Raw genomic sequence first — 22,310 nt, forward strand, 5'->3', positions numbered from 1 at the left:
GATACGGCAGCCGGATCACGAAATGATCCAGACTTTCACCGGAACCGTATTAGGGTCCATGTATGGACAGGTCTCAGATCTTCAGCGGATTCGGCCGCCCGTGACGCCGGCGGACGGCGAGTATGATCGGCTGATCGAGGCGGTGGCCTTGAGGCGGGACCGCGAGGCGTTCGCGCGCCTGTTCGAACATTTCGCTCCGCGCCTGAAAGCCTATCTGATGAAGGCCGGGGCGCCCGCAGGCGCGGCCGAGGACTTCGCCCAGGACGCCATGCTGACGGTCTGGCGCAAGGCGGAGCTGTTCGACAGCGCCAAGGCCCGCGCCGCGACCTGGATCTTCACTATCGCCCGCAACCGGCGGCTGGACGTCCTGCGCCAGGATGCGCGCCGGACCCCGATGCCGGAGATCGAACTGTCCCAGGACGAGCCGGAACGACCCGACCAGATTCTGTCGATGTCCCAGGACGCCGCGCGGCTGAAGACAGCCATGGCGCGGCTTTCGGCCGACCAGATCGAGGTTCTTCGCCTGGCCTTCTTCCAGGACAATCCCCATTCCGAAATCGCCCGTCGGCTGAACCTGCCGCTCGGTACGGTCAAATCCCGCATACGCAAGGCCATGATCAAACTGCGCACCCTGCTTGACGACGACGGAGGCGAGGCATGAGCGCCCGTCACAACCCCTCCGAAGAACGACTGCTGGCCTATGCCGCCGGCACGCTGAGCCCGCCCGAGGCGGTGGTGGTCGCCGCCCATCTGGCGATGCGGCCCCAGAACGACGCCTGGGTTCGCCGGCTTCAGGCCGTGGGCGGCAGTCTGCTGGACGAGCTGGAGCCCGCGCCCATGCCGGATGACGCCCTGGCGCGTGTCCTGGCGCGCGCCGAGGCGGACGCCGGACAGGTCTTGGCCTCCACGCCGCTGAACGACATGGCCGGCTTGCCGGAACCTCTGCGCCGTTATGCGCTGGGACCGTGGCGATGGCTGGGGCCGGGTATGCGGGCCAGAGACGTCCATGCGCCGCGCGACGGCGATTGCCGGGTCATCCTGCTGGAGATCGGGCCGGGCCGCGAAACGCCCAAACACACCCACGGCGGCGTTGAACTGACCTGCGTCATCCACGGCGCCTATGCCACCGAGACGGCGCGGTTCGATGTGGGCGACTTCGAGGAGGCGGACGACGAGGTCCTGCACCAGCCGCGCGTGGTGTCGGCCGAGCCCTGCTTGTGTGTCGTGGCCCTGGACGGGCAGATCCAGCTGGACGGCTGGCTGGGCAAGCTGATCCAGCCCTTCATCAAGCTGTAGGCGGGACCGCGATTGCACCAACGAAAGAGCGCGGCCCTGGCGGACCGCGCTCTACGCGTTTCGGGACGGTGGACCGGCTTAGCCGCGACGGTTGTCCCAGTCGTTGCGCTCATAGCGGACCTGAGCTGACAGGCGGTCGAAGCGACGGTCCAGATCGGCGCGCTCCCAGGCGGTCAGACCGCCGCGGCGGTAGTTGGCCTCAAGGCGCAGCAGGCCGTTGAACTCGCCGCGCAGACGGTTCGCCTCGCGGCGGCTCAGCTGGCCGGTGCGGACGCCGCGATCGATACGACGGTCCAGATTGTCCTGGCGGGCGTTGATCGACTGCCATTCACCGTAGGCGACCTGATGCACGGGCGGGCGGCCGTGGTGGCCGTAGGACTGGGCCGCGGCAGGCAGGGCGGCCGAGGCGGCGGCCAGGACGACGGCGGGGATGATGAACTTCCGCATGATGTTTCTCCTCGGTTTGGGGCCGGTCGGGGTGACCGGCGATGGGGAGATTTGACGACGCGGGGGCTGAGCCCGATCTGAACAGAGCCGCTCAGGTTCGGTTCATCTAGATGAGAAATGCGTCAGGTGCGGAGCGTTCCGGCGTTCGCGCAATGGCGTTTCGGTCCGCCCTATTCTATACGGATCATTCAGGGCCTGTTCAGGAGAACGGCGCCAGATTGACGCCCATGTTCAGCAAGTCAGCCAGTTTGATCGTCGCCGTCGCGACCCTGGTCCTCGTCCCGGTCCTCACTCCGGCGGCGAGTGCGCAGTCGCGCGATGAGCGTCAGCAGACCCAACCCCAGCCTCAGCCGCGCCAACCGCGCGTCAGCCCGGACGAGGCCCGTCGCCGTGGCGGCGAGGCCGTGGGGGGGCGCCCCATCGACACCCGCCCGCGCGGCGACGGCGACTACTCTGTCCTAGTGGAACGCGACGGCCGCGTCCGCGAGGTCGTGGTCGATGGTCAGACCGGCCGCACGCGCGACGGCGGCTCCAACAACAACCAGCGTCGCAGGCCAGACTGATGCGTGTCCTTCTCGTTGAAGACGACGTCGATCTGTCGCGCCAGCTGAAGGCCGCCCTGTCCGACGCCGGCTATGCCGTGGACCACGCCCCAGATGGCGAGGAAGCCCATTATCTGGGCGAGAACGAGCCCTATGACGTGGTCGTGCTGGACCTGGGCCTGCCCAAGATCGACGGGGTGTCGGTGCTGGAGCGGTGGCGGCGCGAGGGCAAGACCACGCCCGTGCTGATCCTGACCGCACGCGGCGCCTGGTCGGACAAGGTGGCGGGCTTCGACGCCGGCGCCGACGACTATCTGACCAAGCCTTTCCACACCGAGGAACTGCTCGCGCGCCTGCGGGCCCTGCTGCGCCGCTCGGCCGGGATCGCCTCGGCGACCCTGGCGTGCGGCGGCCTGAGGCTGGACCCGCGCGCGGCGCGCGCCAGCGTCAACGGCGAGCCGCTGCGGCTGACCTCGCTGGAGTACCGGCTGCTTCACTACATGATGATGCACCAGGGCCGGGTCATCAGTCGCACCGAACTGGTCGAGCACCTGTACGATCAGGACTTCGACCGGGATTCCAATACCATCGAGGTCTTTATCGGCCGGTTGCGCAAGAAGGTCGGGCCGGACCGGATCGAGACCGTGCGCGGCCTAGGCTATCGGCTGACGCCCCTGGCCGGCGAGTCCGAGGCGGCGTGAGCGAGGCGGCGACGCCCGAGCTTCCCTCTGGCGATCGACGCGCCGACTGGGGCCGCTATCTGGGCCGTCCCGGCCGATCCCTGACGCGCCGGCTGATCTGGCTGGCCTCGGCCTGGATCCTGGTGGCTCTGGTGATCGCCGCCATCGTCCTGACCCAGGCCTTCCAGGAATCGGCGCTGCGGCGCCTGGGCGACATGCTGGACGAGACCATCGACGAGATCGTGGTGGCGGCCAGCCGCACCGGCGAGGGCGAGATCGTGCCCCAGATCCAGGACGCCCGCACCCTGCGGCTGCTGTCGGGCAAATACTGGCAGATCCTGGAGGTCCGTCCGGACGGGACCATGGTCAGCATCGCCCGCTCGACCTCGCTGTGGACCTATGATCTGGCCCTGCCGGCGGACCTGCCGTCCCGGCTGGATGCGGCCTTCGGCGAGGTGATCACCTACAACACCCGCGGCCCCAAGAACGACCCGACCACGCGCGAGCCCCTGCGGGTCGCCGCCAGCATGAAATCCATCCCCCGGCGCGACAATCCGGTCATCTTCCTGGCCGCCATCGACCGGTCGGAGGTGGACGCCGATACGCGCCAGTTCGCCACAGTCACCTGGGTGGCCCTGCTGATCCTGGGGCTGGGCCTGGTGTCGGCGGTCTTCATCCAGGTCCAGGTCGGCTTGCGCCCCCTCTATGATCTGCGCAACGAGATCGCGGCCGTGCGCCACGGCAAGGCGGCGCGGATCGGACGGTCCTATCCGCTGGAGATCCAGCCCCTGGCCGAACAGGTCAACCGCCTGCTGGACCATAACCAGGAGGTGGTGGAGCGCCAGCGCACCCATGTCGGCAACCTGGCCCATGCCCTGAAAACCCCGATCTCGGTCATGCTGGCCGAGGCGGGGACGTCCGAAGGGCAACTGCCTGAACTGGTGCGGCGCCAGACCAAGGTCATGCAGGGCCAGGTCGACCACCACCTGCGCCGCGCCCGCGCCGCCGCCCGCGCCGCCCACGGCCTGGGCGAGACCACGCCCGTGCCCGAGGTGATGGACGAGCTGGCGGTGATGATCGAACAGGTCTTCCGCGACAAGGGCGCCGAGATCGACTGGCGCGCGCCCGACGACCTGGCCTTCTTGGGCGAACGCCAGGACTTGCAGGAGATCCTGGGCAATCTGATCGAGAACGCGGCCAAGTTCAGCACCCGTCGCGTCCGCGTTACGGCCGGAAGCAGCGGCCTGGGTCAGATGATCGTGGTGGTCGAGGACGACGGCCCCGGCCTGCCTGCGGACCAGCGCGAGACGGTGATGAAGCGCGGCGCCCGGCTGGACGAAAGCGCGCCCGGCTCAGGCCTGGGCCTGTCGATCGTCGAGGACCTGACGCGGGCCTATGGCGGGCGGCTGACCCTGGGCGACAGCGACATGGGCGGGCTGAAGGTGGTGCTGGAGCTGCCGGCGGCCCAAGCCGGTTAGGGCGAGAGCCATCGGCGGGCGAAGGCGTCGAACCGCTGAGGCCGGTGGTGCGAGTGATCAGTGCGAGTGAGCAAGGGGTGAGCGTGGTCTTCGGGCGACGCGACAGAGCGAGGATCGCAAGAGCCTGAACCGCGCCGCTCACCTCCTGCTCACTAGCACTTCTCACTAGGGACCCCGCCGACGCCTTGGGAAGGAGACGGTCTGGCTTTCGGGGCGGCCTTGCCCATATGCTCCGCAACACATCCTGTTCCAGAAGGCCCTCGCCATGACCCAAGCCGTGCCGATGAAGACCCTGAAGATCGACTTCGTCTCCGACGTGGTCTGCCCCTGGTGCGTGGTCGGCCTAGGCGGGCTGGAGACGGCGCTGACCCGGCTGGAGGGCGAGGGGATCGGCGCCGATATTGCGTTTCAGCCCTTCGAACTGAACCCCCAGATCGCGCCCGAGGGCGAGAACATCGTCGAGCACATCGGCCGCAAATACGGCGCCACCCCGGAACAGTCGGCCGCCAACCGCGCCATGATCCGCGAGCGCGCTGCCGAGAGCGGCTTTGACATGCGCATGACCGACGACAGCCGCATCTGGAACACCTTCGACGCCCACCGCCTGCTGCACTGGGCGCACGAGACCGCGCCTGAGAAGCAAAAGGCGCTGAAACAGGCCCTGTTCACGGCCCACTTCACCGAGAACCGCAACCTGACCGACGCCGGCGTCCTGACCAGCGCCGCCGAGGCCGCCGGCCTGGACCGGGCCGAGGCGGGCGAGGTCCTGGCCTCGGGCCGCTATGCCCAGGCCGTGCGCGGGGCCGAGGACCTGTGGCGGTCGCGGGGGATCACCTCGGTCCCGGCGGTGGTGGTCGAGGGCAAATATCTGATCAGCGGCGGCCAGCCGGCCCAGGTGTTCGAAGAGGCCCTGAGGAAGATCGCGGCCGAGGTCTGACGGCCGGCGAAATAGACTCATTCGACTCGAAAAAAAGTGAGTCTATTTTCGTCTATTCTGGCGCGCGGCGACGAGACGGAGGGGGCCAGCCGCTCAATCCGGCCGATCCGCCGCCAAACTCAACCCCGTCACCCAGCCCGCACCACACCTCCGTCACCCTCGGGCTCGTCCCGAGGGCCCACCGTTCCGCGCGTGAGGCGTGGGGGGCTTGCGACAGCGGTCGAAGCGGCGAAGCCCGCATCCGCATCCGCCGTGGGCCCTCGGGACGAGCCCGAGGGTGACGGGTTTTTTGGGTCAGGCCCGCGTCTTCACGGCGGACGCTCCGTCGCCACACCCAGCCCTGTAACCCCAACCCGCACCACACCCCCGTCACCCTCGGGCCTGTCCCGAGGGCCCACCGTTCAACGAGTGAGGTGGGGGGGGCTTGCGACGGCGGGTCGAAGCGGTGAAGCCCGCATCCGCATCCGCCGTGGGCCCTCGGGACGAGCCCGAGGGTGACGGGCTTTGGGGGCACGCCCGCGTCTTCACGGCGGACGCTCCGTCGCCACTCCTAACCCCGTCACCCCAGCCAACACCACACCTCCGTCACCCTCGGGCTTGTCCCGAGGGCCTACCGTTCAATGAGTGAGGTGTGGGGGGGCTGGCGACGGCGGGTCGAAGCGGCGAAGCCCGCATCCGCATCCGCCGTGGGCCCTTGGGACGAGCCCGAGGGTGACGGGTTTTTTGGGGTCAGACCCGCTTCTTCCGGGGCGCGGCCGGAGCATCGGCGGCGGTGACCAGATGTCCCTTCCAGCCGGGCGGGGGCAGGAACTTGCCGGACTTCTCCTCGCGCGTGCCGGTGCGCGCGATCAGGGCGGCGTCGCGTAGGGCCTTCAGCGTGGTTTCGCGGTCGAAGATCGTGTTCATTGCGGATCCCAATCTACCACGTCTCCTTCTTCCGTAATCCTTCGAGCCGCTCCCCTTCCTTTCGTCATCCTCCGGGCCGCGCAGCGGAACCGGGGGACCCAGCGGCGCCGAAGGCGAAATCCGTCCGCCGCACGGATCTCGAACGCCGAGTCCGCGACAGGGTCCTGCTCGCGCAGGCCGCTGGGTCCCCCGGTCTGCGCCGCCAAGACGCATGGGCCGCGAACCCCTGAAACTATGGCCGGACGGAATAGCCGTCCGTGGGGGAGACCCAGATCACCGGCTGGTTCAGGTCGGGGCGGGGGTGGCCGTCGATGAAGGCCTCGGCCAGCCAGCCCTCGCCCTGGGGCGCATAGCGGGTGCAGGCTTCCGTCCCCAGTTGGGCGAAGGCGGTGCTCACCTGACCCCGGATCATCTCTGCCGTCTGGGGGTCCGCCGGCTGGCCTTCGATGGTGAAGACGGCGTCCTCAAAGCCGGTCATCGTCCCGCAGACGGCGCCGTCGCGGACCACGACGGGGGATTGGTCCCGCATGACGATGAGCGGCGAGGGATTCAGCATCACCTCGGCCTGGTTCGAAATCGTTCCGTCTGCCGCGAAGGTATAACCCGCCAGGGCGGCACAGGTCTTTCGCGCTGGATCGGGCGAATGGCACTGCAACTGATCCTCACGCGCCGGACCCAGTGGGTCGGCGGGTTGCAGGGGCCCGGCTGCGGCGAAAGCGAGGGCAAGGGCGAGCGTGATCATGGAGTTCAGGCTACGCCGTTCGGAGGCGGGCGGCGAGGGCTTGCTGCGCTGGGGTGGTCAGAGCGCATGGCCTCGCCTTCCTTTCGTCATCCTCCGGGCCGCGCAGCGGAACCGGGGGACCCTTCGTCATCCTCTGGCCAAGCGAAGCTTGGACCAGGGGAGGCGCCGAAGGCGAAATCCGTCCGCCGCACGGATCTCGAACGCCGAGTCCGCGACAGGGTCCTGCTCGCGCAGGCCGCTGGGTCCCCCGGTCTGCGCCGCGAAGACGCGGCTTGCCGGAGGATGACGAAAGGAGAGGGGGTGTTGCGAGCAATGAAGGGGGGACGCGCCATCCTTACTACAGCATGATAGATTTTTATCCGCTCGATTCCCAGTGTGGTAACGCCTCACTGACCCTTGAGTCAGCAGCGCTCGATATGTCCGATTCTGACGTATCGCGGCGTTATAAGGTGGAATGACTTCGGAGAGCGAGATGCAAAAATTGCAGGTTGAGCTGCGGTATTGCTATGGCATACCCAAGCTGGACTATACCTTCGATTTTTCGAAGAAGCGCCAGTACGTCGTTTACGCACCTAACGGCGTCATGAAGAGTTCCTTGGCCAAGTGCTTCAAGGATTTTTCCGAAGGGCAGAACTCCTCTGATCGCATCTACAAAGACCGGCAGACAGAGCGCCGGTTTCTCGACGAGAACGGAGCGGAAATCGCTCCCGAAAACATCTTCGTCGTTGAGCCCTACAACGAGCGCTACAAGTCCAACCGAATGTCGACGTTGCTCGTCAACGACGAGCTTCGCCAACGATATGATGCCGTGCGCAAGGAGATCGATGAGAAGTCCGAAACGCTTGGAAAAATGCTGGCGTCGGCCTCCGGTCTCAAAAAAGGGGCGTCGGAGAAGATGGCCTCCGACGTTGTTGCTGACTCAAAGGGGATGATGACTGCCTTGGGCCGTCTCGCGGATGAAGTCGCGGCGAATCCCTACGAAAATCTCTCGGACATCAAGTACGCAAGTGTTTTCAACGACAAGACGGAAGCGCTCCTAGCCGACCCGGAGATGCAAAAGAACATTGCTGACTACATGGCTGCGTACGACAGCCTCACGAGCAACTCATCGTTCTTCAAGCGGGGAATCTTCAATCACAACAACGCGGCGGATGTCGCTAAGAGCCTGAAGCAAAACGGCTTCTTTAAAGCAAGCCACTCGGTATACGTTAACAATAAGGACGTACGAGAAGAGATAAAGACCGTCGAGGATCTAGAGAAATATATCCAAGCGGAGAAAGACTCAATTCTATCCAATCCGGCCCTGTCGAGCGCGTTCGAAAAGATCGACAAGATGCTCGTGAAGAATGTGGATACGAAGGAGTTTCGCTCTTACCTGGCGGAAAACGATAAGCTGCTGCCTGAGCTAGGAAAGGTTGACCGCCTGAAGCAGCGTCTCTGGGCGTCTTACCTCAGTGCTCATCAGTCCGCGTACCAAGACCTCCGCGACACATACGAGCGGGGGCGGGGGGAAATCGAAAAGATCGTAGCTGCCGCGAACGACGAAAGCACTCGCTGGAAAGCTGTCATCGACGAGTTCAATGATCGGTTTGCTGTGCCGTTCGTTGTCACTATTGAAAATCAAACGGATGTAATTCTGAAGCTCGAAGCTCCCAGCGTTCGTTTTCGCTTCCAAGGGAAAGGGTCTGAAGAGGTCGCTGTCGAAGAGGCAGACCTGATGAAAGTCCTAAGCAACGGAGAGCTGCGTGCTCTTTATCTGCTCAACATAATTTTCGAAGTGATCGCACGCGAAGAGGCTGGTCTAGAAACTTTATTCATTATGGACGACATCGCTGACTCGTTTGATTATAAGAATAAGTATGCCATCGTTGAGTATATCAGCGATATTTCAGAAAAGCCACTGTTTAAGCAAATCATACTCACACACAACTACGATTTTTTCAGAACTCTCTCTGGACGGCTCGATTTGGCGCGGGACAACATCCTTCATGCGGACAAGTCGGATGCGGAGGTGACTTTCCGCCAAGAGACCTATCAGAAGAACCCGTTCGTCACGTGGAAAGACAAAATCGACAAAGTGGACTGCGATGACATTATTATCGCGTCCGTTCCGTTCCTTCGGAACATGGCTGAATATACGGGTCGTCAAGCGACGGTTGATGCGCTGACCGCATTTCTCCACGTCAAGCCGGGCTCAGACAAGCTGAAGCTGGCGGACCTCGAGAGCCCAATCAACGAGATCATGGCACCGGATCCGGCGATCACCCTCCCGAAGAATGACCGCTTGTTCTTCGATCTGCTGTTTGAGCGCGCAAAATTAGCTTGTTCGGTGCCGCCGCAAGGCCTCGAACTGGAAGCTAAAATTCTGCTGGCGATCGCCATTAGGATTAAGGCCGAGCAGTACATGATCAAGGAAATAAACGATCAGGCTGCGGTCGAAGCCATCAAGACCAATCAGACTTTCAAGCTGATGAAGATGTTTAAAGACAAAGGGCTTGGCGGGAAACAAGAACAGCGGATCCTAAAGCAGGTGCATCTCATGACGCCAGAAAATATTCACCTGAATTCGTTCATGTTCGAGCCTATCCTCGATATGTCTAGTGAGCACCTTAAGCGCCTATTTGATGATGTCTGCGCTCTGGGGCAGCCCTAGCGTGACCGATTAGACCTTCACCTCCACCACCCCGCCTCCGGCCCGGAACTTCGCGCTCATCTCCGCCATCCCGGCCTCGGCCTCCACCAAACTCGCCCCCGCATCATTCTGCGCCATCGCATCCCTGCGGATGTCCTGGCTGATCTTCATGCTGCAGAATTTCGGGCCGCACATGGAGCAGAAGTGGGCGGTCTTGTGGGCTTCCTTGGGCAGGGTGGCGTCGTGGTATTTGCGGGCGGTTTCGGGGTCCAGGCCCAGGTTGAACTGGTCCTCCCAGCGGAACTCGAACCGGGCGCGCGACAGCGCATCATCATGTAACCGGGCGGCGGGGTGGCCCTTGGCCAGGTCGGCGGCGTGGGCGGCGATCTTGTAGGTGATGACGCCGTCCTTGACGTCCTGACGATCCGGCAGGCCCAGATGCTCCTTGGGCGTGACGTAGCAGAGCATGGCCGTGCCGAACCAGCCGATCATGGCCGCCCCGATGGCGCTGGTGATGTGGTCATAGCCGGGGGCGATGTCGGTGGTCAGCGGGCCAAGCGTATAGAAGGGCGCCTCGTGGCAGTGTTTCAGCTGCTCATCCATGTTGGCCTTGATCTTGTGCATCGGCACATGGCCGGGGCCTTCGATCATGACCTGGCAGCCCTTGGCCCAGGCGATCTTGGTCAGTTCGCCCAGGGTCCGCAGCTCGGCGAACTGGGCCTCGTCATTGGCGTCGGCGATCGAGCCGGGGCGCAGGCCGTCGCCCAGGCTGAAGCTGACGTCATAGGCCCGCATGATGTCGCAGATGTCCTCGAAATGCTCGTAGAGGAAGCTCTCCTTGTGGTGGGCCAGGCACCACTTCGCCATGATGGAGCCGCCGCGCGAGACGATGCCGGTGACGCGTTTCGCCGTCATCGGCACGAAGGGCAGGCGCACCCCGGCGTGGATGGTGAAATAGTCGACGCCCTGTTCCGCCTGTTCGATCAGGGTGTCGCGGAACACCTCCCAGGTCAGGTCCTCGGCTATGCCGTTCACCTTCTCCAGCGCCTGATAGATGGGCACCGTGCCGATGGGGACGGACGAGTTGCGGATGATCCAGTCGCGGATGTTGTGGATGTTGCGGCCGGTCGACAGGTCCATGACATTGTCCGCGCCCCAGCGGGTGGCCCAGACCAGTTTGTCGACCTCGTCGTCCACGCTCGACAGGACGGCGGAGTTGCCGATGTTGGCGTTGATCTTCACCAGGAAGTTGCGGCCGATGATCATCGGCTCGACCTCGGGGTGGTTGATGTTGTGCGGGATGATGGCGCGGCCGCGCGCGATCTCCTGCCGGACGAACTCGGGCGTGACGAAGTCGGGGATGGAGGCGCCGAAGTCTTCGCCGTCGCGGATGCAGGGGCTGTTCTGCTGCCGCCGCAGGTTCTCGCGGATGGCGACATATTCCATCTCGGGCGTGATGATCCCGGCCTGGGCGTATTCGTACTGGGTGACGGGGCGGCCCTCGACGCCCTTGAAGACGCGGTGGTGCGAGGTGTCGAACCGGGGGGCCAGGTTCTTGCCGCTGGCGTGGCCGTTGTCCTCGGGCTTGACCTCGCGGGGGTTCGCCACGGGGGCGATGTCGCCGCGATCCAGCTGCCACGACGACTTCACGTGCGGCAGGCCCCGCTTGATGTCGATGGTCACGGTCGGATCGGTGTAGGGGCCGGAGCTGTCATAGATGGTCACCGGCGGCTCGTTGGCCGAGGGGTGGACGGCGACCTCGCGGAAGGGGACGCGGATGTCGGGGTAGAGTTCGCCGGCGACATAGACCTTGCGCGACCCGGCGCGCTCGCCGGTCGGGATGGCGCCGGTCTCCTTCATCACCTGCTCGCGCGCATCCTTCAGCGCCAGATCCACATTGGGTTCTTCGGGCAGGACGGGCGGGGTGACTTGGATATTCATGACGGCCTCTGTGTTCGAGAGGTCCGCCGACGTCGGGCGCGAAGGTCCTGTAACGGGGACCGGAAAGCGTACTCATCCCTTCGCCGGCATGACCCGGATCAGGTTCGACGGGTCAGAGGAAAAACCTCTATCTCAGCCGCTCGATTGCGACACCCCGGAGAACGGCCTCAGGGTGACGCGGGGGGAGGGTGACGTCAAGCCGGGGGCAAGCTTGGCTGGAAAAGACGCCGGATTCGCGTGGGATAAGGGACAGAACGGGGTTGCCCGCCGGGCGCGGGATCGGCAAACGGGGCCCGTGTCTATCCAATCCCTGATTATCGACTGCGACCCCGGCGTGGATGACGCCGTGGCGCTCTTCCTGGCCTTCGCCGCCCCCGAGCTGGAGCTGCTGGCCGTCACCACCGTGGGCGGCAATGTCCCCGCCCACCTGACCCAGCGCAACGCCCGGATGATGCGCCAGATCGCCGGCCGTGAAGACGTGCCCGTGTTCGGCGGCGCCGAACGCCCGCTGAAACGCCCCCCGGCCGGGGCCGGCGACTTCCACGGGCCGGAAGGTCTGGGCGACCTGGAGCCCTTCGCCCCCAAGGGCATCATCGGCGACGGCCCGGCGGCCAACGCCATCGTCGATCTGGTGATGAAACGCCCGTCCGGATCGGTCGCCGTCGCCGTCCTGGGCCCGATGACCAACCTGGCCCTGGCCATGAAGCGCGAACGGCGGCTGGCCGAACACCTGGGCCCGGTCGTGGTCATGGGCGGGGCGCGGTCGGAGGGCGGCAACATCACCGCCTCGGCCGAGTTCAACATTTGGGCCGATCCGGACGCGGCGTCGGTGGTGTTCGGCTCGGGCTGCGAGGTGATCGCCTTCGGCCTGGATGTGACGCACCAGGTGCGGGCCACCGAAGACCGGATCCGCACCATCGAGAAGATCCGCACTGAACCGGCGCGCACGACGGCGGCCCTGCTGCGCTTCTCGCAACGCACCGAACGTCAGGCTACCGGAGAGGCGGCGCCGCCCCTGCACGACCCCTGTCCCATCGCCTGGCTGATGAAGCCGGAGCTGTTCACCCTGAAGCCCTGCCGGATCGAGGTCGAGACCAACTCGGAGCTGACGCGCGGCCATACGGCGGTGGAGTTCCGCGTCGATCCCGCCACGGCGCGCCACCGCTGGGCCACGGCCGCCGATGCGCAGGGGGTGTTCGACCTGCTGGCCGAGACGCTGAAGGCCAAGTGATGAGGATTACCGTCGTCGGCTCGATCAACCTGGACCTGGTCGCGGCGGCCCCCCGCCTGCCGGCGCCGGGCGAGACGGTGACGGGGGCGACCCTGGCCCGCTATCCAGGCGGCAAGGGCGCGAACCAGGCCTATGCCGCCGAGAAACTGGGCGCCGAAGTCAGCCTGATCGGCCGGGTCGGTAACGACTCCCTGGCCGGCGAGGCCCTGGCCCTGATGTCGGACCTGGGCGTCGATCTGGCGGGGGTGGAGGTGGATGTGGCGGCGCCGACCGGCGTCGCCCTGATCGCCGTCGATCCCAGCGGCGAGAACCAGATCGTGGTGGCGGCCGGCGCCAATCATATGGTCACGCCAGAGCAGTTGCCCCAGCGGATCGAGGGCGCCCTGATCGTTCAGCTGGAGCTGCAGGTCGAGACGGTCGAGGCGGCGGTGGGTCGGGCCACAGGCTTCGTCTGCGCCAACCTGGCGCCCGCCGCGCCGGTGTCGGAGATGCTGCTGCGCCGCGCCGACCTGATCGTCGTCAACGAGACCGAGGCCGCCTTCTACGGCGACGGCCTGCACCGCGGCGGCGGCCGGGTGGTGGTGACCAAGGGCGCCAAGGGCGCGGCCATGTACCAGCGCGGCGTCGAAATGGCCTGGGCGACCCCGCCCGTGGTCGAAGCTGTCGACGCCACCGGCGCCGGCGACGCCTTCGTCGCCGCCATCACCGTGGCCCTGCTGGAAGGCATGGACCCGGCTCAGGCCCTGCGCTTCGCCTGCGCGGCGGGGGCCTTCGCCGCGACACGCGCGGGCGCTCAGCCGTCAGCGCCGGAACGGCAAGAGGTCGAGGCGCTGCTGGCGGCAATGTGACACTGTAACGTCGTAAGGTCTTGCCGCCTGGGTCAGGACGCTCTTAGTTGCCCGCCTGAGTTTTGTGGGGGACTTCCGATGATGATGCGCGTTCGTGGGGCCGGTATTGCACTGGCGGCGGTGTTGATGGCGTCGACAGCTGGCGGAGCTTTGGCCCAGAGCGCCAGTCAGAGCGCGCCGGCGGTCTCGGTCTATCAGCAGCCGCCGGCGCCCATCGCCGACATCCTGGACGCCAAGCCGACGCCGTCGCCGATGCTGAGCCCGGATCGCAAGACCCTGGTGCTGATGGACCGGTCGAACCTGCCCAGCATCAAGGCCCTGGCCGAGCCGATGCTGCGGCTGGCGGGGGCGCGGATCAATCCGCGCAACAACGGGATGGCGGAAAGCCGGGTGTCGTGGCTGACGGGGCTGAGCCTTCAGGCGGTGGATGGGGGAGCCGCGCGGGTCGTGGCCCTGCCGGCTGAGGCGCGGTTCACGGCGCCGCGCTTCTCGCCTGATGCGAAATCCCTGGCCTTTGTGCTGGACCGGCCGACGGGGCTGGAGCTGTGGGTCGTGGATGTGGCGACGGCGCGGGCGCGGAAACTGACCGAGCCGGTGGTCAATATGACGGGTGGGACGGGCTATGAATGGCTGCCCGACAGCTCGGGCCTGCTGGTCGAGGCGGTTCCGGCCGGGCGCGGTCCGGCGCCGGATGTGACGACCGCGCCGACGGGGCCGAACATCGAGGAGACGGCCGGGCGCGTGGCGCCGGTGCGGACCTATCAGGACCTGCTGTCCAACCCCGGCGACGAGGCCCTGTTCGATCATTATTTCACGTCGCAGCTGACGCTGGTTCCGCTGAACGGCCGGGCTCGGACGATTGGGGCGCCTGCCGTCTATCTGGACAGCGCGGTGTCGCCGGACGGGAAATATATCCTGCATGAGGTTGCCAAGCGCCCCTATTCCTATGCCGTGCCGGATGACCTGTTCCCGACCGAGATCGTGGTGACGGACATGGCCGGGCGGGTGGTGCGCACCATCGCCGACCTGCCGCTGCGCGACGACGTGCCGACCGCCTTCGACGCCGTGGCGCCGGGGCCGCGTTCGGTGGGCTGGCGGGCCGATGCGCCGGCGACCCTGACCTGGGTCGAGGCCCTGGACGGCGGCGACATCAAGCGCGAGGCCGTGTTCCGCGACCGGGTCTTCATGCAGGCGGCGCCGTTCACGGCCGAGCCGGTCAAGCTGATCGACCTGAAGGAACGCTACGGCGGGATCGTGTGGGGCAGGGACAATCTGGCCATCGTCAACAGCCGCTGGTTCAACACCCGGCACGAGACGCGGTTCGTAGTCGATCCGTCGAACCCCGGCGAGGGTCGGGTGCTGCTGGAGCGGAACTATCAGGCGCGCTACGACAATCCGGGCCAGCCGGTGACCCAGCCGAATGCGGCGGGCCGGTCGGTGATCCGCTTCGATCCGCAGGGGCGGATCCTGATGTCGGGCGCCGGGGCGACGCCGCAGGGCGAGTTCCCCTTCCTGGCCGCCATGGACCCGGCGACGGGGCGCAGCGAGCGGCTGTGGACCTCGGCCGATACGGATTACGAGGCGGTGGTCGGCTTCCTGGATGCGGACGGCAAACGGGTGGTGACGCAGCGCGAGACGCGGCTGGATCCGCCGAACCTGCAGATCCGCGATCTGACGACGGGCCAGACCACGGCCCTGACCCACTTCCCCGATCCGGCGCCGCAACTGGCCGGGGCGACGCGCCAGCTGGTGACGTACGAGCGGGCCGACGGGGTCAAGCTGTCGGGGACCCTGTATCTGCCGGCCGGCTACGACAAGGATCGCGACGGGCCGTTGCCGATGCTGATGTGGGCCTATCCGGCCGAGTTCACCGATGCGGCGGTGGCGGGCCAGACGGTGGATGTGCAGAACCGTTTCGTGCGGCCGGGCGGGTCCAGCCACCTGTTCCTGCTGACCCAGGGCTACGCCATCTTCGACAACCCCTCCATGCCCATCATCGGCAAGGACGGGGCCGAGCCGAACGACACCTATGTCGAACAACTGGTCGCCGACGCCCAGGCGGCGGTGGATGCAGTGGTCGGCATGGGGGTGGCGGATCGCGACCGGATCGCGGTCGGGGGCCACAGCTACGGCGCCTTCATGACCGCCAACCTGCTCGCGCACAGCGACCTGTTCAGGACCGGCATCGCGCGGTCGGGGGCCTATAACCGGACGCTGACGCCGTTCGGCTTCCAGGCCGAGCAACGCAACTATTGGGAGGCGACCGAGGTCTATACCGAGATGTCGCCCTTCACCTATGCGAACAAGCTGAACGAGCCGATCCTGCTGATCCATGGCGAGGCGGACGATAACTCGGGCACCTTCCCGGTGCAGAGCGAGCGGTTCTACGCGGCGCTGAAGGGGCTGGGGGCGACGGCGCGGTATGTCACCCTGCCGCTGGAGGCGCACGGCTATCGCGCGCGGGAATCGGTGGGCCATACCCTGTGGGAGATGACCCGCTGGATGGACCAGTATGTGAAGAACGCGCCGCCGCGACCGGCGGCGTGACGGGGCTACCGCCTGCAGTGGATCGCTGCGGGCGGAACCTGGTCAAGCCTTCGTCATCTGCCCCCTATCGATAGGCGCTTGACGCAAGGTCGTCCAAGCCCGAGCGTCGGGGCGAAGGCGACGCGGACGGTCGCCAGGGAGGACGACTAACGATGCCCAAGAGTGATTTGGGGCCCTTGGCCGAACGCGCGACCTACAAGGCCTTTCACATGGTCTCGACACGCTGGGCCGACAACGACCAGTACGGCCATATCAACAACGCCAAATTCTACGAGTTCGTGGACTCGGCGGTGAACGCCCACCTGCTGATCGCCAATGCGCTGGATGAGTCCATCGGCCTGGTGGTGGACAGCGGCTGCCAATACACCTCGGCGCTGAAGTTCCCCGATGTGATCGAGGTCGGGATCAAGGTGGACCGGATCGGCACCTCGAGCGTCAGCTATGGCTTCGCCGTGTTCAAGCGCAGCGCCGACGTGCCCGCCGCCGTCGGCCATTTCGTCCACGTCTATGTCGACGCCGAGACCCGCCGACCCAAGCCCCTGCCGGCCAAGCTGAGGGCGGTGGTGGAAAACCTGAAGGCGGGGTGACTCAGTCGTCCAGCCGCCCCGTCAGGAACAGCACGCCGACAGCCGTCAGGGCGCCCAGGGTGAAGGCGGTGATGATGGAGCCGGCGGCGACGGCGGCGGGGACGGTGACGGGGCGGGTCTCGTACCATTCGACGATGTCGGCCTCGTGCAGATCGTCATCGGCGCGGCCCTCGGCTTCGTAGATGTCGGTGGTGTTCATCGGGGGCTCCTTCGTCGGCTTCCAAGGATCAATACCCGCAAACCGTCGCGGTTCCACCCCACAAGCCTGTTGTCGGCCCATCGTGACAGCCCGCCGCGCATCGGCTAGGAGGCGCGGCTCAGGTTTCAGACTCTCGAAGACGATCCCCATGGCCGGCCACTCGAAATTCAAGAACATCATGCACCGCAAGGGGCGCGCCGATGCGCAGCGCTCCAAGCTGTTCTCCAAACTGTCGCGCGACATCACGGTGGCGGCCAAGTCGGGCCTGCCCGATCCGGCGGCCAATCCGCGCCTGCGCCTGGCGGTCAACAACGCCAAAGCCGAGAGCCTGCCCAAGGACGTGATCCAGCGCGCCATCAACAAGGCCGCCGGCGGCGACGTCGATACGATGGAAGAGGTCCGCTACGAGGGCCGGGGCCCGGGCGGCGTCGGCATCATCGTCGAAGCCCTGACCGACAACCGCAACCGTGCGGCCTCGAACATCGGCGCGGCCTTCAAGAAGAACGGCGGCGCGCTGAGCGAGATGAACTCGGTCGCCTTCATGTGGGATAAGGTCGGCCAGATCATCTACAAGGCCGAGGCGGGCACCGAGGACGAGGTCATGGAAGCCGCCATCGAGGCCGGCGCCCAGGACGTCGAGAGCGATCTGGTCAAGCCGGACATCTACGAGGACGCGCCGGGCCACACGATCTGGACCGCCTTCGAGGACCTGAACGAAGTCGCCGAGGCCATGTCCAAGGTGCTGGGCGACCCCAAATCGACCGCCATCGTCTGGAAGCCCCAGTCGGAAGTGACGGTCACGGGCGAGGCCGTCGGCACCCTGTTCAAGCTGCTGGACGCGCTGGACGCCGAAGACGATGTGCAGAACGTCTATTCGAACGAGGATATCTCGGACGAAGACGCCGCCAAGTACGCCGGATAATACTTATACGGGGTGATCGGCGAACGGAGGTCTCGACACTTTCGTAACCCGCGATTAACCTCTCGCCAAGGACGGTGAGCGGTTCGATTCGCCTTTCGGGGCCGGAATTGAAGACGCCCGCCGCGAAGCGAGATATCGAGGCGGGCACGATCATGAAACTGACCAGAATCGACAGGGTGCTGTCGCGGGGCGGTAAGGGCGAACAGAGCAAGGACGCGCCGGCCGCGCTTGATCGTGCGTCCGAACAGGATGTCGCGGGTCTGATCGGCGAACGGTTCGAGACGATCCAGGACAACCTCGATCAGCTGTCGGAAATGGCGCAGCGGTTCGGCACGTTCGAAAGCCTGCTGGGCCAGCTGCGCGAACCGCTGGACGCCGAGTTCAAGTCGCGGCGCGACAACCACATCGAACTGCTGAATCTGCGCAACGCCAATGCGTCGGCGATGAAGCAGGTCGGCGCCTTGAACGCCGAGGTCCGCAAGCTGTCGGACGCCCTGGCCGAGTCCGAAACCAAGGCGGACGACCTGGCGGCGCGCGGCGGCGAAGCGACGGCCAATCTGCAAGAAGCCCGGGTGGAACTGGGCCGTCTGCGAAACGAACTGTCTCAGGCGGCCACGCGGTTGGAAGGGCTGGAGACGACCGAACGCGCCTCGGCCCAGCGGATCCGCGAGCTGGAGCAGGACCAGGACTCGCTGCGCAATCAGTTGAAACAGACCGAGGCCGGCCGCGCCGAGTCGGACAAGACGCGCGGCCAGGTGCAGCGCGACCTGGCCCTGGCGCTGGAAGAGAACACCGCCCTGCGCCGCCGGGTCGATGAGGTCGGCGCCGAAGTGGCGGGCCTGGCCCGCGCCGCCGCCGCCGGCGAAGGCCAGCTGGCCACCGAACGCGCCCGCGCCGCCTCCGAACAGGCCGAGGCCGCTCGCGCGATCCGCTCGCTGGAAACCCAGGTGGAATCGGCCCGCGCCGAAATCGCCGCCCTGACCGCCCGGTTGGACACGGCGACTGCCCGCGCCAACGGCCTGGAGGTGCTGAACAGCGAACAGGCTTCGCGCCTGAACGAGTTGCAGACCGGAGCCCACGCCGTCGAACGGCGCGCCGACACGCTTCAGGTCACGCTGGACCGCGCCGTGGAGCGGGTCCGCACCCTGGAGATCGAGACCGAGGAATCGCGTCAGCGCCAGGCCTCGATGGAGGTGGCGCGCGTCGCCGCCGTCGACCGCGCCGAGGCCCTGACCAAGGCGGCCATGGCCCATGACAAGGCCATCGCCCGCGCCGAGGAACGGACCGCCAAGCTGCAGGCCAAGCTGGCCGCCGCCCAGGACGAGCACGAGGCCCGCATTCAGGCCCTGACCCAGCAGATCAACGCCCTGCGCGAGGATCTGGAAAGCGCACGGGCCGAGGGCGCCATGTCCGCCGCCGCTCTGGACGCTGCGCGTCGCGGGCGCGGAGGTCGTGCGACCATCGCCGAGGCCGCAGCCCAGCTGCAGGCCATCGTCGGCTGATCGGGGGCGGATGATTGGAGCCGGCGCGGAACCTGCGCCGGCGAACGGGATTTAGGCGGGAACCGCAAAACCCGCCGATCCCGGCGGCCGCCCGTCTGTCGAGCGGATGACATCCGGGGTCGTAGAGACGACGACCGCCTATGGATATCACCCAGCTGATCCTCGACGACCATGCCGAACAACGCCGGCTGTTCTCGATCATCGAACAGATCGAGCCGAAGGACGTCGATGCGCTGAGCGCGGTCTGGCTGAGGCTGTCGGCTTTTCTGGACGTTCACGCCGAGGCCGAAGAGCGGTTCTTCTATCCCGACCTGATCAAGCTGGGCGAGGGCGCCAACGACGCCGACGACGGCACGGTCGAGGGCGAGACCGAGGACGCCATCGAGGATCACAACAAGCTGCGCGACGCGGTCAAGGCCGTTGAGGCCTACGAGGTCGGCAGCCCCGCCTGGTTCGCGGCCGTGGGCGAGGCCAATGTGGTCAACTCCAAACATATGGGCGAGGAGGAGCGGCAGGGTCTGACCGACTTCCGCCTGAATGCCGACGTGGCGACGCGACACGCGCTGGCGGTGAAGTTCGCCGCTTTCGAAGCCGAGCACATCACCGGGGTCAAGCCAGTCAACAAGGACCCCGAGACCTATGTGGAGGCGCATGGCTGAGCGCCAGCCTGCGGAACGCTAGGGTCTAGGTTGTCGTTGAGGGCGAATGAATCTGGGTAGTCTCGAAGGTGCAGTCTTTCCGATCCTGGGCGCGGTGATCGCGGGTGGGGTGATCGGCTTCGAGCGGGAATGGCGCGGGCGAGCGGCGGGCCTGAGGACGCACATCCTGGTCAGCCTGGCCTCCGCCTTGCTGATGCTGGCGGCCATGTCGCAGGCGGACTGGGCGTTCCGGGCCTTGCCGGACGAGAACATCGTCACCGATCCGACCCGGATGGCGCATGGGGTGCTGACGGGCATCGGCTTCCTTTGCGCGGGCGTGATCTTCCGCACCGGATTTTCGATCCATGGACTGACCACGGCGGCCTCGCTGTGGATCACCTCGGCGATCGGCCTGCTGTTCGGGGCGGGTCTGTATGCGCTGGGCGCCGCAGCGACGGGCGTTACAGCCCTGATCCTGATCGGGCTGAAACTGATCAGCGGGCGGCTGCCCGCGCGCACGGTGGTGGACGCCGAAGTGTGCTGGGAAAGGCGCGACCCATCCCCCGAACCGGCGGTCGAGTCGGCCCTGCGCGCCATCGATGCGCAGGTGCGTTACGACAGATTCGAGCTGACCGACGAGGGGCGGTCGGTGCGGCGGACCTGGCGGCTGAAATCGGCCGAAGAAGGCCAGCTGAAACGGTTGGCTGAACAGTTGTGCGCCGTACCCGGCGTGACCTCGTATCGTCTCGATCCACGCGACGATTGAAACCGTTCATTGCCCGATAACCCTCTTTGCGGCATGAGGGGAACGGATGGCGAACGAACCTGTCAGAATCATCGGGCTGGACCCGGGTCTGCGACGCACCGGCTGGGGGGTGATCGTCTCAGACGGCGCGCGTCTGCGGTGGGTGGCGCACGGGGTGGTGGCCCCGCCTGAGGCTGCACCCTTTTCCGAGCGGCTGCTGTTCCTGTTCGAGGCCCTGGGGACGATCTGCGCCGACCACGGCTGCGAGGAGGCGGCGGTGGAAGAGGTGTTCGTCAATGTGAACCCGTCCTCGACCCTGAAACTGGGCCATGCGCGGGCGGCGGTGATGTTGGCCCCGGCCAAGCTGGGCCTGGCGGTCGCGGAATATTCGCCCAATCTGATCAAGAAGGCGGTGGTCGGGGCGGGCCATGCCGACAAGAGCCAGATCGCATTTATGATCAAGCGGCTGTTGCCGACAGCGGGGGACGTGAAGGCGGACGCCGCCGACGCCCTGGCCGTGGCGGTCACCCATGCGCAACTGAGGAAACGGTCCTTGTTGGAAGCCATGCACCGGGGGGCGGCGTGAGGGCGGCGGACCATGTCTCCTCCCCATTGCTTGCAATCGGGAGGTGGCGCGGCGCGGCTTCGCGTCGTGACGGAGGGGTTCTTTTCGCGCGGCAGGTGTCAGTGGGGCGTCAAGAGCCCCTCCACCCCCGGCTACGCCGGCGGTCCCCCTCCCCATTCGCTGCGCGAACAGGGAGGAGACAGTCGTGATCGGGCGATTGAGAGGCGTGCTGGCCGAGGTCGGGGAGGCGGACTGCCTGATCGACTGCGGCGGGGTCGGCTATGTCGTGTCGTGCGGAGCGCGGACCCTGGGCCGGCTGCCGGCGCCGGGCGACGAGGCCACGGTCCATGTCCATTCGCAGTGGAGCGAGGACGCGGGGCCGCGTCTGTACGGATTTCTGACGCGAGACGAGCGGCGGGCCTTCACCACCCTGCTGGCCATTCAGGGCGTGGGGCCGAAGGCGGCGCTGGCGGTGCTGGACGTGCTGCCGCCGGGTGAACTGGCGGGCGCGGTGGCGCGCGAAGACAAGGCGGCGGTGGCGCGGGCCAATGGCGTGGGGCCGAAACTGGCGCTGCGGATCGTCACCGAGCTGAAGGGCAAGCCGCTGGGGGACGTCAGTTTTGCGCCCACGGCGCCGGGCGTTCACGTCGAGATCGCGCCGCCCCCGCCGTCCCTGACCGGAGAGGCGGTCTCGGCCCTGTTGGGCCTGGGCGTGGCCGAGGTCAATGCGCGGCGAGCGGTGGATCAGGCCTTGATCCGGCTGGGCGAAGAGGCCGAACTGCCGGCGGTGATCCGGGCGGCCCTACAGGAGTTGGGGCGGTGACTCTGGAGTGGCGGGCTGGCAAGTGGCGAGTGAATAGTGAGCTGAGAAGTGAGCGCAGGGGTGAGCGAGCCTGTGTGAACCTAGACCGGTCGCAGCTCACCT

Annotated in this window: 22 protein-coding genes and 1 riboswitch; of the genes, 17 read left to right on the forward strand and 5 right to left on the reverse strand. The window is 66.5% G+C overall.

Features of this window, described 5'->3' with window-relative positions; translation table 11 throughout:
• Nucleotides 1-22: 22 nt before the first annotated feature.
• Together ACW177_RS03765 and chrR are read left to right on the forward strand one after the other, a co-directional pair.
• Nucleotides 23-661, forward strand: a complete 639-nt coding sequence (locus tag ACW177_RS03765; protein ID WP_492027312.1) for a sigma-70 family RNA polymerase sigma factor — start codon at nucleotides 23-25, stop codon at nucleotides 659-661.
• Nucleotides 658-1,296, forward strand: coding sequence for a cadmium/peroxide/UV radiation responsive anti-sigma factor ChrR (chrR, locus tag ACW177_RS03770; RefSeq protein WP_492027313.1), 639 nt, complete (start codon nucleotides 658-660; stop codon nucleotides 1,294-1,296). Before ACW177_RS03765 ends, chrR begins: the two co-directional genes overlap by 4 nt.
• A 78-nt stretch (nucleotides 1,297-1,374) precedes the next feature.
• Here chrR and ACW177_RS03775 read toward each other — a convergent pair whose 3' ends face one another.
• Complete coding sequence (locus ACW177_RS03775) at nucleotides 1,375-1,743, reverse strand: hypothetical protein (RefSeq protein ID WP_492027314.1); 369 nt, start codon at nucleotides 1,741-1,743, stop codon at nucleotides 1,375-1,377.
• Nucleotides 1,744-1,970: 227 nt separating this feature from the next.
• Here ACW177_RS03775 and ACW177_RS03780 point away from each other — a divergent pair, with 227 nt between their 5' ends.
• The 4 genes from ACW177_RS03780 (at nucleotide 1,971) to ACW177_RS03795 (ending at nucleotide 5,380) form a co-directional block, all read left to right on the forward strand.
• A complete protein-coding gene (locus ACW177_RS03780) occupies nucleotides 1,971-2,306 on the forward strand; it encodes a PepSY domain-containing protein (protein ID WP_492027315.1) in 336 nt (111 codons plus the stop codon).
• Nucleotides 2,306-2,986: a response regulator transcription factor gene (locus tag ACW177_RS03785; protein WP_267515102.1), complete on the forward strand. Its 681-nt coding sequence runs from the start codon at nucleotides 2,306-2,308 to the stop codon at nucleotides 2,984-2,986. Before ACW177_RS03780 ends, ACW177_RS03785 begins: the two co-directional genes overlap by 1 nt.
• Complete coding sequence (locus ACW177_RS03790) at nucleotides 2,983-4,443, forward strand: sensor histidine kinase (protein ID WP_492027316.1); 1,461 nt, start codon at nucleotides 2,983-2,985, stop codon at nucleotides 4,441-4,443. Before ACW177_RS03785 ends, ACW177_RS03790 begins: the two co-directional genes overlap by 4 nt.
• Before the next feature lie 265 nt (nucleotides 4,444-4,708).
• Nucleotides 4,709-5,380 (forward strand): DsbA family oxidoreductase, encoded by a 672-nt coding sequence (locus tag ACW177_RS03795; protein ID WP_492027317.1) that lies wholly within the window; start codon nucleotides 4,709-4,711, stop codon nucleotides 5,378-5,380.
• Between the two features lie 729 nt (nucleotides 5,381-6,109).
• Here the strand turns inward: ACW177_RS03795 and ACW177_RS03800 are convergent.
• Nucleotides 6,110-6,286 carry a hypothetical protein gene (locus tag ACW177_RS03800; protein WP_492027318.1) on the reverse strand — a complete coding sequence of 59 codons (177 nt, stop codon included), beginning with the start codon at nucleotides 6,284-6,286 and terminating at the stop codon, nucleotides 6,110-6,112.
• Between the two features lie 232 nt (nucleotides 6,287-6,518).
• The gene (locus ACW177_RS03805) at nucleotides 6,519-7,028 is read right to left on the reverse strand and encodes a hypothetical protein (RefSeq protein WP_492027319.1); all 510 of its coding nucleotides are present in this window, start codon (nucleotides 7,026-7,028) and stop codon (nucleotides 6,519-6,521) included.
• Between the two features lie 472 nt (nucleotides 7,029-7,500).
• On the opposite strand from ACW177_RS03805, the gene ACW177_RS03810 reads away from it, so the two are divergent.
• Nucleotides 7,501-9,681, forward strand: coding sequence for a hypothetical protein (locus ACW177_RS03810; RefSeq protein WP_492027320.1), 2,181 nt, complete (start codon nucleotides 7,501-7,503; stop codon nucleotides 9,679-9,681).
• A 9-nt stretch (nucleotides 9,682-9,690) separates the two neighbouring features.
• On the opposite strand, the gene thiC is transcribed toward ACW177_RS03810, so the two are convergent.
• Nucleotides 9,691-11,520: a phosphomethylpyrimidine synthase ThiC gene (gene thiC, locus ACW177_RS03815; protein WP_492028068.1), complete on the reverse strand. Its 1,830-nt coding sequence runs from the start codon at nucleotides 11,518-11,520 to the stop codon at nucleotides 9,691-9,693.
• 138 nt (nucleotides 11,521-11,658) lie between these two features.
• A riboswitch (TPP riboswitch) is annotated at nucleotides 11,659-11,768 on the reverse strand.
• Nucleotides 11,769-11,896: 128 nt separating this feature from the next.
• Between thiC and ACW177_RS03820 the strand changes: the two genes are divergently transcribed.
• The 4 genes from ACW177_RS03820 to ACW177_RS03835 all read left to right on the forward strand — a co-directional run bounded on the left by ACW177_RS03820 (nucleotide 11,897) and on the right by ACW177_RS03835 (nucleotide 16,814).
• Nucleotides 11,897-12,832, forward strand: a complete 936-nt coding sequence (locus tag ACW177_RS03820; protein ID WP_492027321.1) for a nucleoside hydrolase — start codon at nucleotides 11,897-11,899, stop codon at nucleotides 12,830-12,832.
• Nucleotides 12,832-13,680, forward strand: coding sequence for a ribokinase (locus ACW177_RS03825; RefSeq protein ID WP_492027322.1), 849 nt, complete (start codon nucleotides 12,832-12,834; stop codon nucleotides 13,678-13,680). The genes ACW177_RS03820 and ACW177_RS03825 overlap by 1 nt, the downstream gene beginning before the upstream one ends.
• A 126-nt stretch (nucleotides 13,681-13,806) precedes the next feature.
• Nucleotides 13,807-16,227, forward strand: a complete 2,421-nt coding sequence (locus ACW177_RS03830; RefSeq protein ID WP_492027323.1) for a S9 family peptidase — start codon at nucleotides 13,807-13,809, stop codon at nucleotides 16,225-16,227.
• A gap of 152 nt (nucleotides 16,228-16,379) precedes the next feature.
• Nucleotides 16,380-16,814: an acyl-CoA thioesterase gene (locus tag ACW177_RS03835; protein WP_492027324.1), complete on the forward strand. Its 435-nt coding sequence runs from the start codon at nucleotides 16,380-16,382 to the stop codon at nucleotides 16,812-16,814.
• Nucleotide 16,815: 1 nt separating this feature from the next.
• Here the strand turns inward: ACW177_RS03835 and ACW177_RS03840 are convergent, their stop codons facing one another.
• A complete protein-coding gene (locus ACW177_RS03840; protein WP_492027325.1) occupies nucleotides 16,816-17,013 on the reverse strand; it encodes a hypothetical protein in 198 nt (65 codons plus the stop codon).
• A gap of 148 nt (nucleotides 17,014-17,161) precedes the next feature.
• Between ACW177_RS03840 and ACW177_RS03845 the strand changes: the two genes are divergently transcribed.
• The 6 genes from ACW177_RS03845 to ruvA all read left to right on the forward strand — a co-directional run bounded on the left by ACW177_RS03845 (nucleotide 17,162) and on the right by ruvA (nucleotide 22,208).
• Nucleotides 17,162-17,935: a YebC/PmpR family DNA-binding transcriptional regulator gene (locus tag ACW177_RS03845; protein WP_492027326.1), complete on the forward strand. Its 774-nt coding sequence runs from the start codon at nucleotides 17,162-17,164 to the stop codon at nucleotides 17,933-17,935.
• Nucleotides 17,936-18,087: 152 nt separating this feature from the next.
• Nucleotides 18,088-19,437 (forward strand): hypothetical protein, encoded by a 1,350-nt coding sequence (locus tag ACW177_RS03850; protein WP_492027327.1) that lies wholly within the window; start codon nucleotides 18,088-18,090, stop codon nucleotides 19,435-19,437.
• A 140-nt stretch (nucleotides 19,438-19,577) separates the two neighbouring features.
• A complete protein-coding gene (locus tag ACW177_RS03855; protein ID WP_492027328.1) occupies nucleotides 19,578-20,096 on the forward strand; it encodes a hemerythrin domain-containing protein in 519 nt (172 codons plus the stop codon).
• A 46-nt stretch (nucleotides 20,097-20,142) separates the two neighbouring features.
• Nucleotides 20,143-20,841 carry an MgtC/SapB family protein gene (locus ACW177_RS03860; RefSeq protein ID WP_492027329.1) on the forward strand — a complete coding sequence of 233 codons (699 nt, stop codon included), beginning with the start codon at nucleotides 20,143-20,145 and terminating at the stop codon, nucleotides 20,839-20,841.
• Nucleotides 20,842-20,887: 46 nt separating this feature from the next.
• Entirely contained in the window at nucleotides 20,888-21,406 is a 519-nt protein-coding gene (gene ruvC, locus ACW177_RS03865) for a crossover junction endodeoxyribonuclease RuvC (RefSeq protein WP_008259243.1), read from the forward strand.
• Nucleotides 21,407-21,590: 184 nt separating this feature from the next.
• On the forward strand, nucleotides 21,591-22,208 hold the full coding sequence (gene ruvA / locus ACW177_RS03870) for a Holliday junction branch migration protein RuvA (protein WP_492027330.1): 618 nt from the start codon (nucleotides 21,591-21,593) through the stop codon (nucleotides 22,206-22,208).
• Nucleotides 22,209-22,310 lie beyond the last annotated feature (102 nt).

This window comes from Brevundimonas sp. AVps23W (assembly GCF_058681395.1).

Excerpts from the sequence above, each read along its gene's own strand:
- ACW177_RS03845 (WP_492027326.1), top strand. The coding sequence starts at position 17,162 with ATGGCCGGCCACTCGAAATTCAAGAACATCATGCACCGCAAGGGGCGC.
- ACW177_RS03840 (WP_492027325.1), bottom strand. The coding sequence starts at position 17,013 with ATGAACACCACCGACATCTACGAAGCCGAGGGCCGCGCCGATGACGAT.
- ACW177_RS03765 (WP_492027312.1), top strand. The coding sequence starts at position 23 with ATGATCCAGACTTTCACCGGAACCGTATTAGGGTCCATGTATGGACAG.
- ACW177_RS03800 (WP_492027318.1), bottom strand. The coding sequence starts at position 6,286 with ATGAACACGATCTTCGACCGCGAAACCACGCTGAAGGCCCTACGCGAC.
- ACW177_RS03780 (WP_492027315.1), top strand. The coding sequence starts at position 1,971 with ATGTTCAGCAAGTCAGCCAGTTTGATCGTCGCCGTCGCGACCCTGGTC.
- ACW177_RS03855 (WP_492027328.1), top strand. The coding sequence starts at position 19,578 with ATGGATATCACCCAGCTGATCCTCGACGACCATGCCGAACAACGCCGG.
- ACW177_RS03795 (WP_492027317.1), top strand. The coding sequence starts at position 4,709 with ATGACCCAAGCCGTGCCGATGAAGACCCTGAAGATCGACTTCGTCTCC.
- ruvC (WP_008259243.1), top strand. The coding sequence starts at position 20,888 with ATGGCGAACGAACCTGTCAGAATCATCGGGCTGGACCCGGGTCTGCGA.
- ACW177_RS03835 (WP_492027324.1), top strand. The coding sequence starts at position 16,380 with ATGCCCAAGAGTGATTTGGGGCCCTTGGCCGAACGCGCGACCTACAAG.
- thiC (WP_492028068.1), bottom strand. The coding sequence starts at position 11,520 with ATGAAGGAGACCGGCGCCATCCCGACCGGCGAGCGCGCCGGGTCGCGC.
- ACW177_RS03830 (WP_492027323.1), top strand. The coding sequence starts at position 13,807 with ATGGCGTCGACAGCTGGCGGAGCTTTGGCCCAGAGCGCCAGTCAGAGC.
- ACW177_RS03810 (WP_492027320.1), top strand. The coding sequence starts at position 7,501 with ATGCAAAAATTGCAGGTTGAGCTGCGGTATTGCTATGGCATACCCAAG.
- ACW177_RS03785 (WP_267515102.1), top strand. The coding sequence starts at position 2,306 with ATGCGTGTCCTTCTCGTTGAAGACGACGTCGATCTGTCGCGCCAGCTG.
- chrR (WP_492027313.1), top strand. The coding sequence starts at position 658 with ATGAGCGCCCGTCACAACCCCTCCGAAGAACGACTGCTGGCCTATGCC.
- ACW177_RS03850 (WP_492027327.1), top strand. The coding sequence starts at position 18,088 with ATGAAACTGACCAGAATCGACAGGGTGCTGTCGCGGGGCGGTAAGGGC.
- ACW177_RS03805 (WP_492027319.1), bottom strand. The coding sequence starts at position 7,028 with ATGATCACGCTCGCCCTTGCCCTCGCTTTCGCCGCAGCCGGGCCCCTG.
- ACW177_RS03775 (WP_492027314.1), bottom strand. The coding sequence starts at position 1,743 with ATGCGGAAGTTCATCATCCCCGCCGTCGTCCTGGCCGCCGCCTCGGCC.
- ACW177_RS03860 (WP_492027329.1), top strand. The coding sequence starts at position 20,143 with ATGAATCTGGGTAGTCTCGAAGGTGCAGTCTTTCCGATCCTGGGCGCG.
- ACW177_RS03825 (WP_492027322.1), top strand. The coding sequence starts at position 12,832 with ATGAGGATTACCGTCGTCGGCTCGATCAACCTGGACCTGGTCGCGGCG.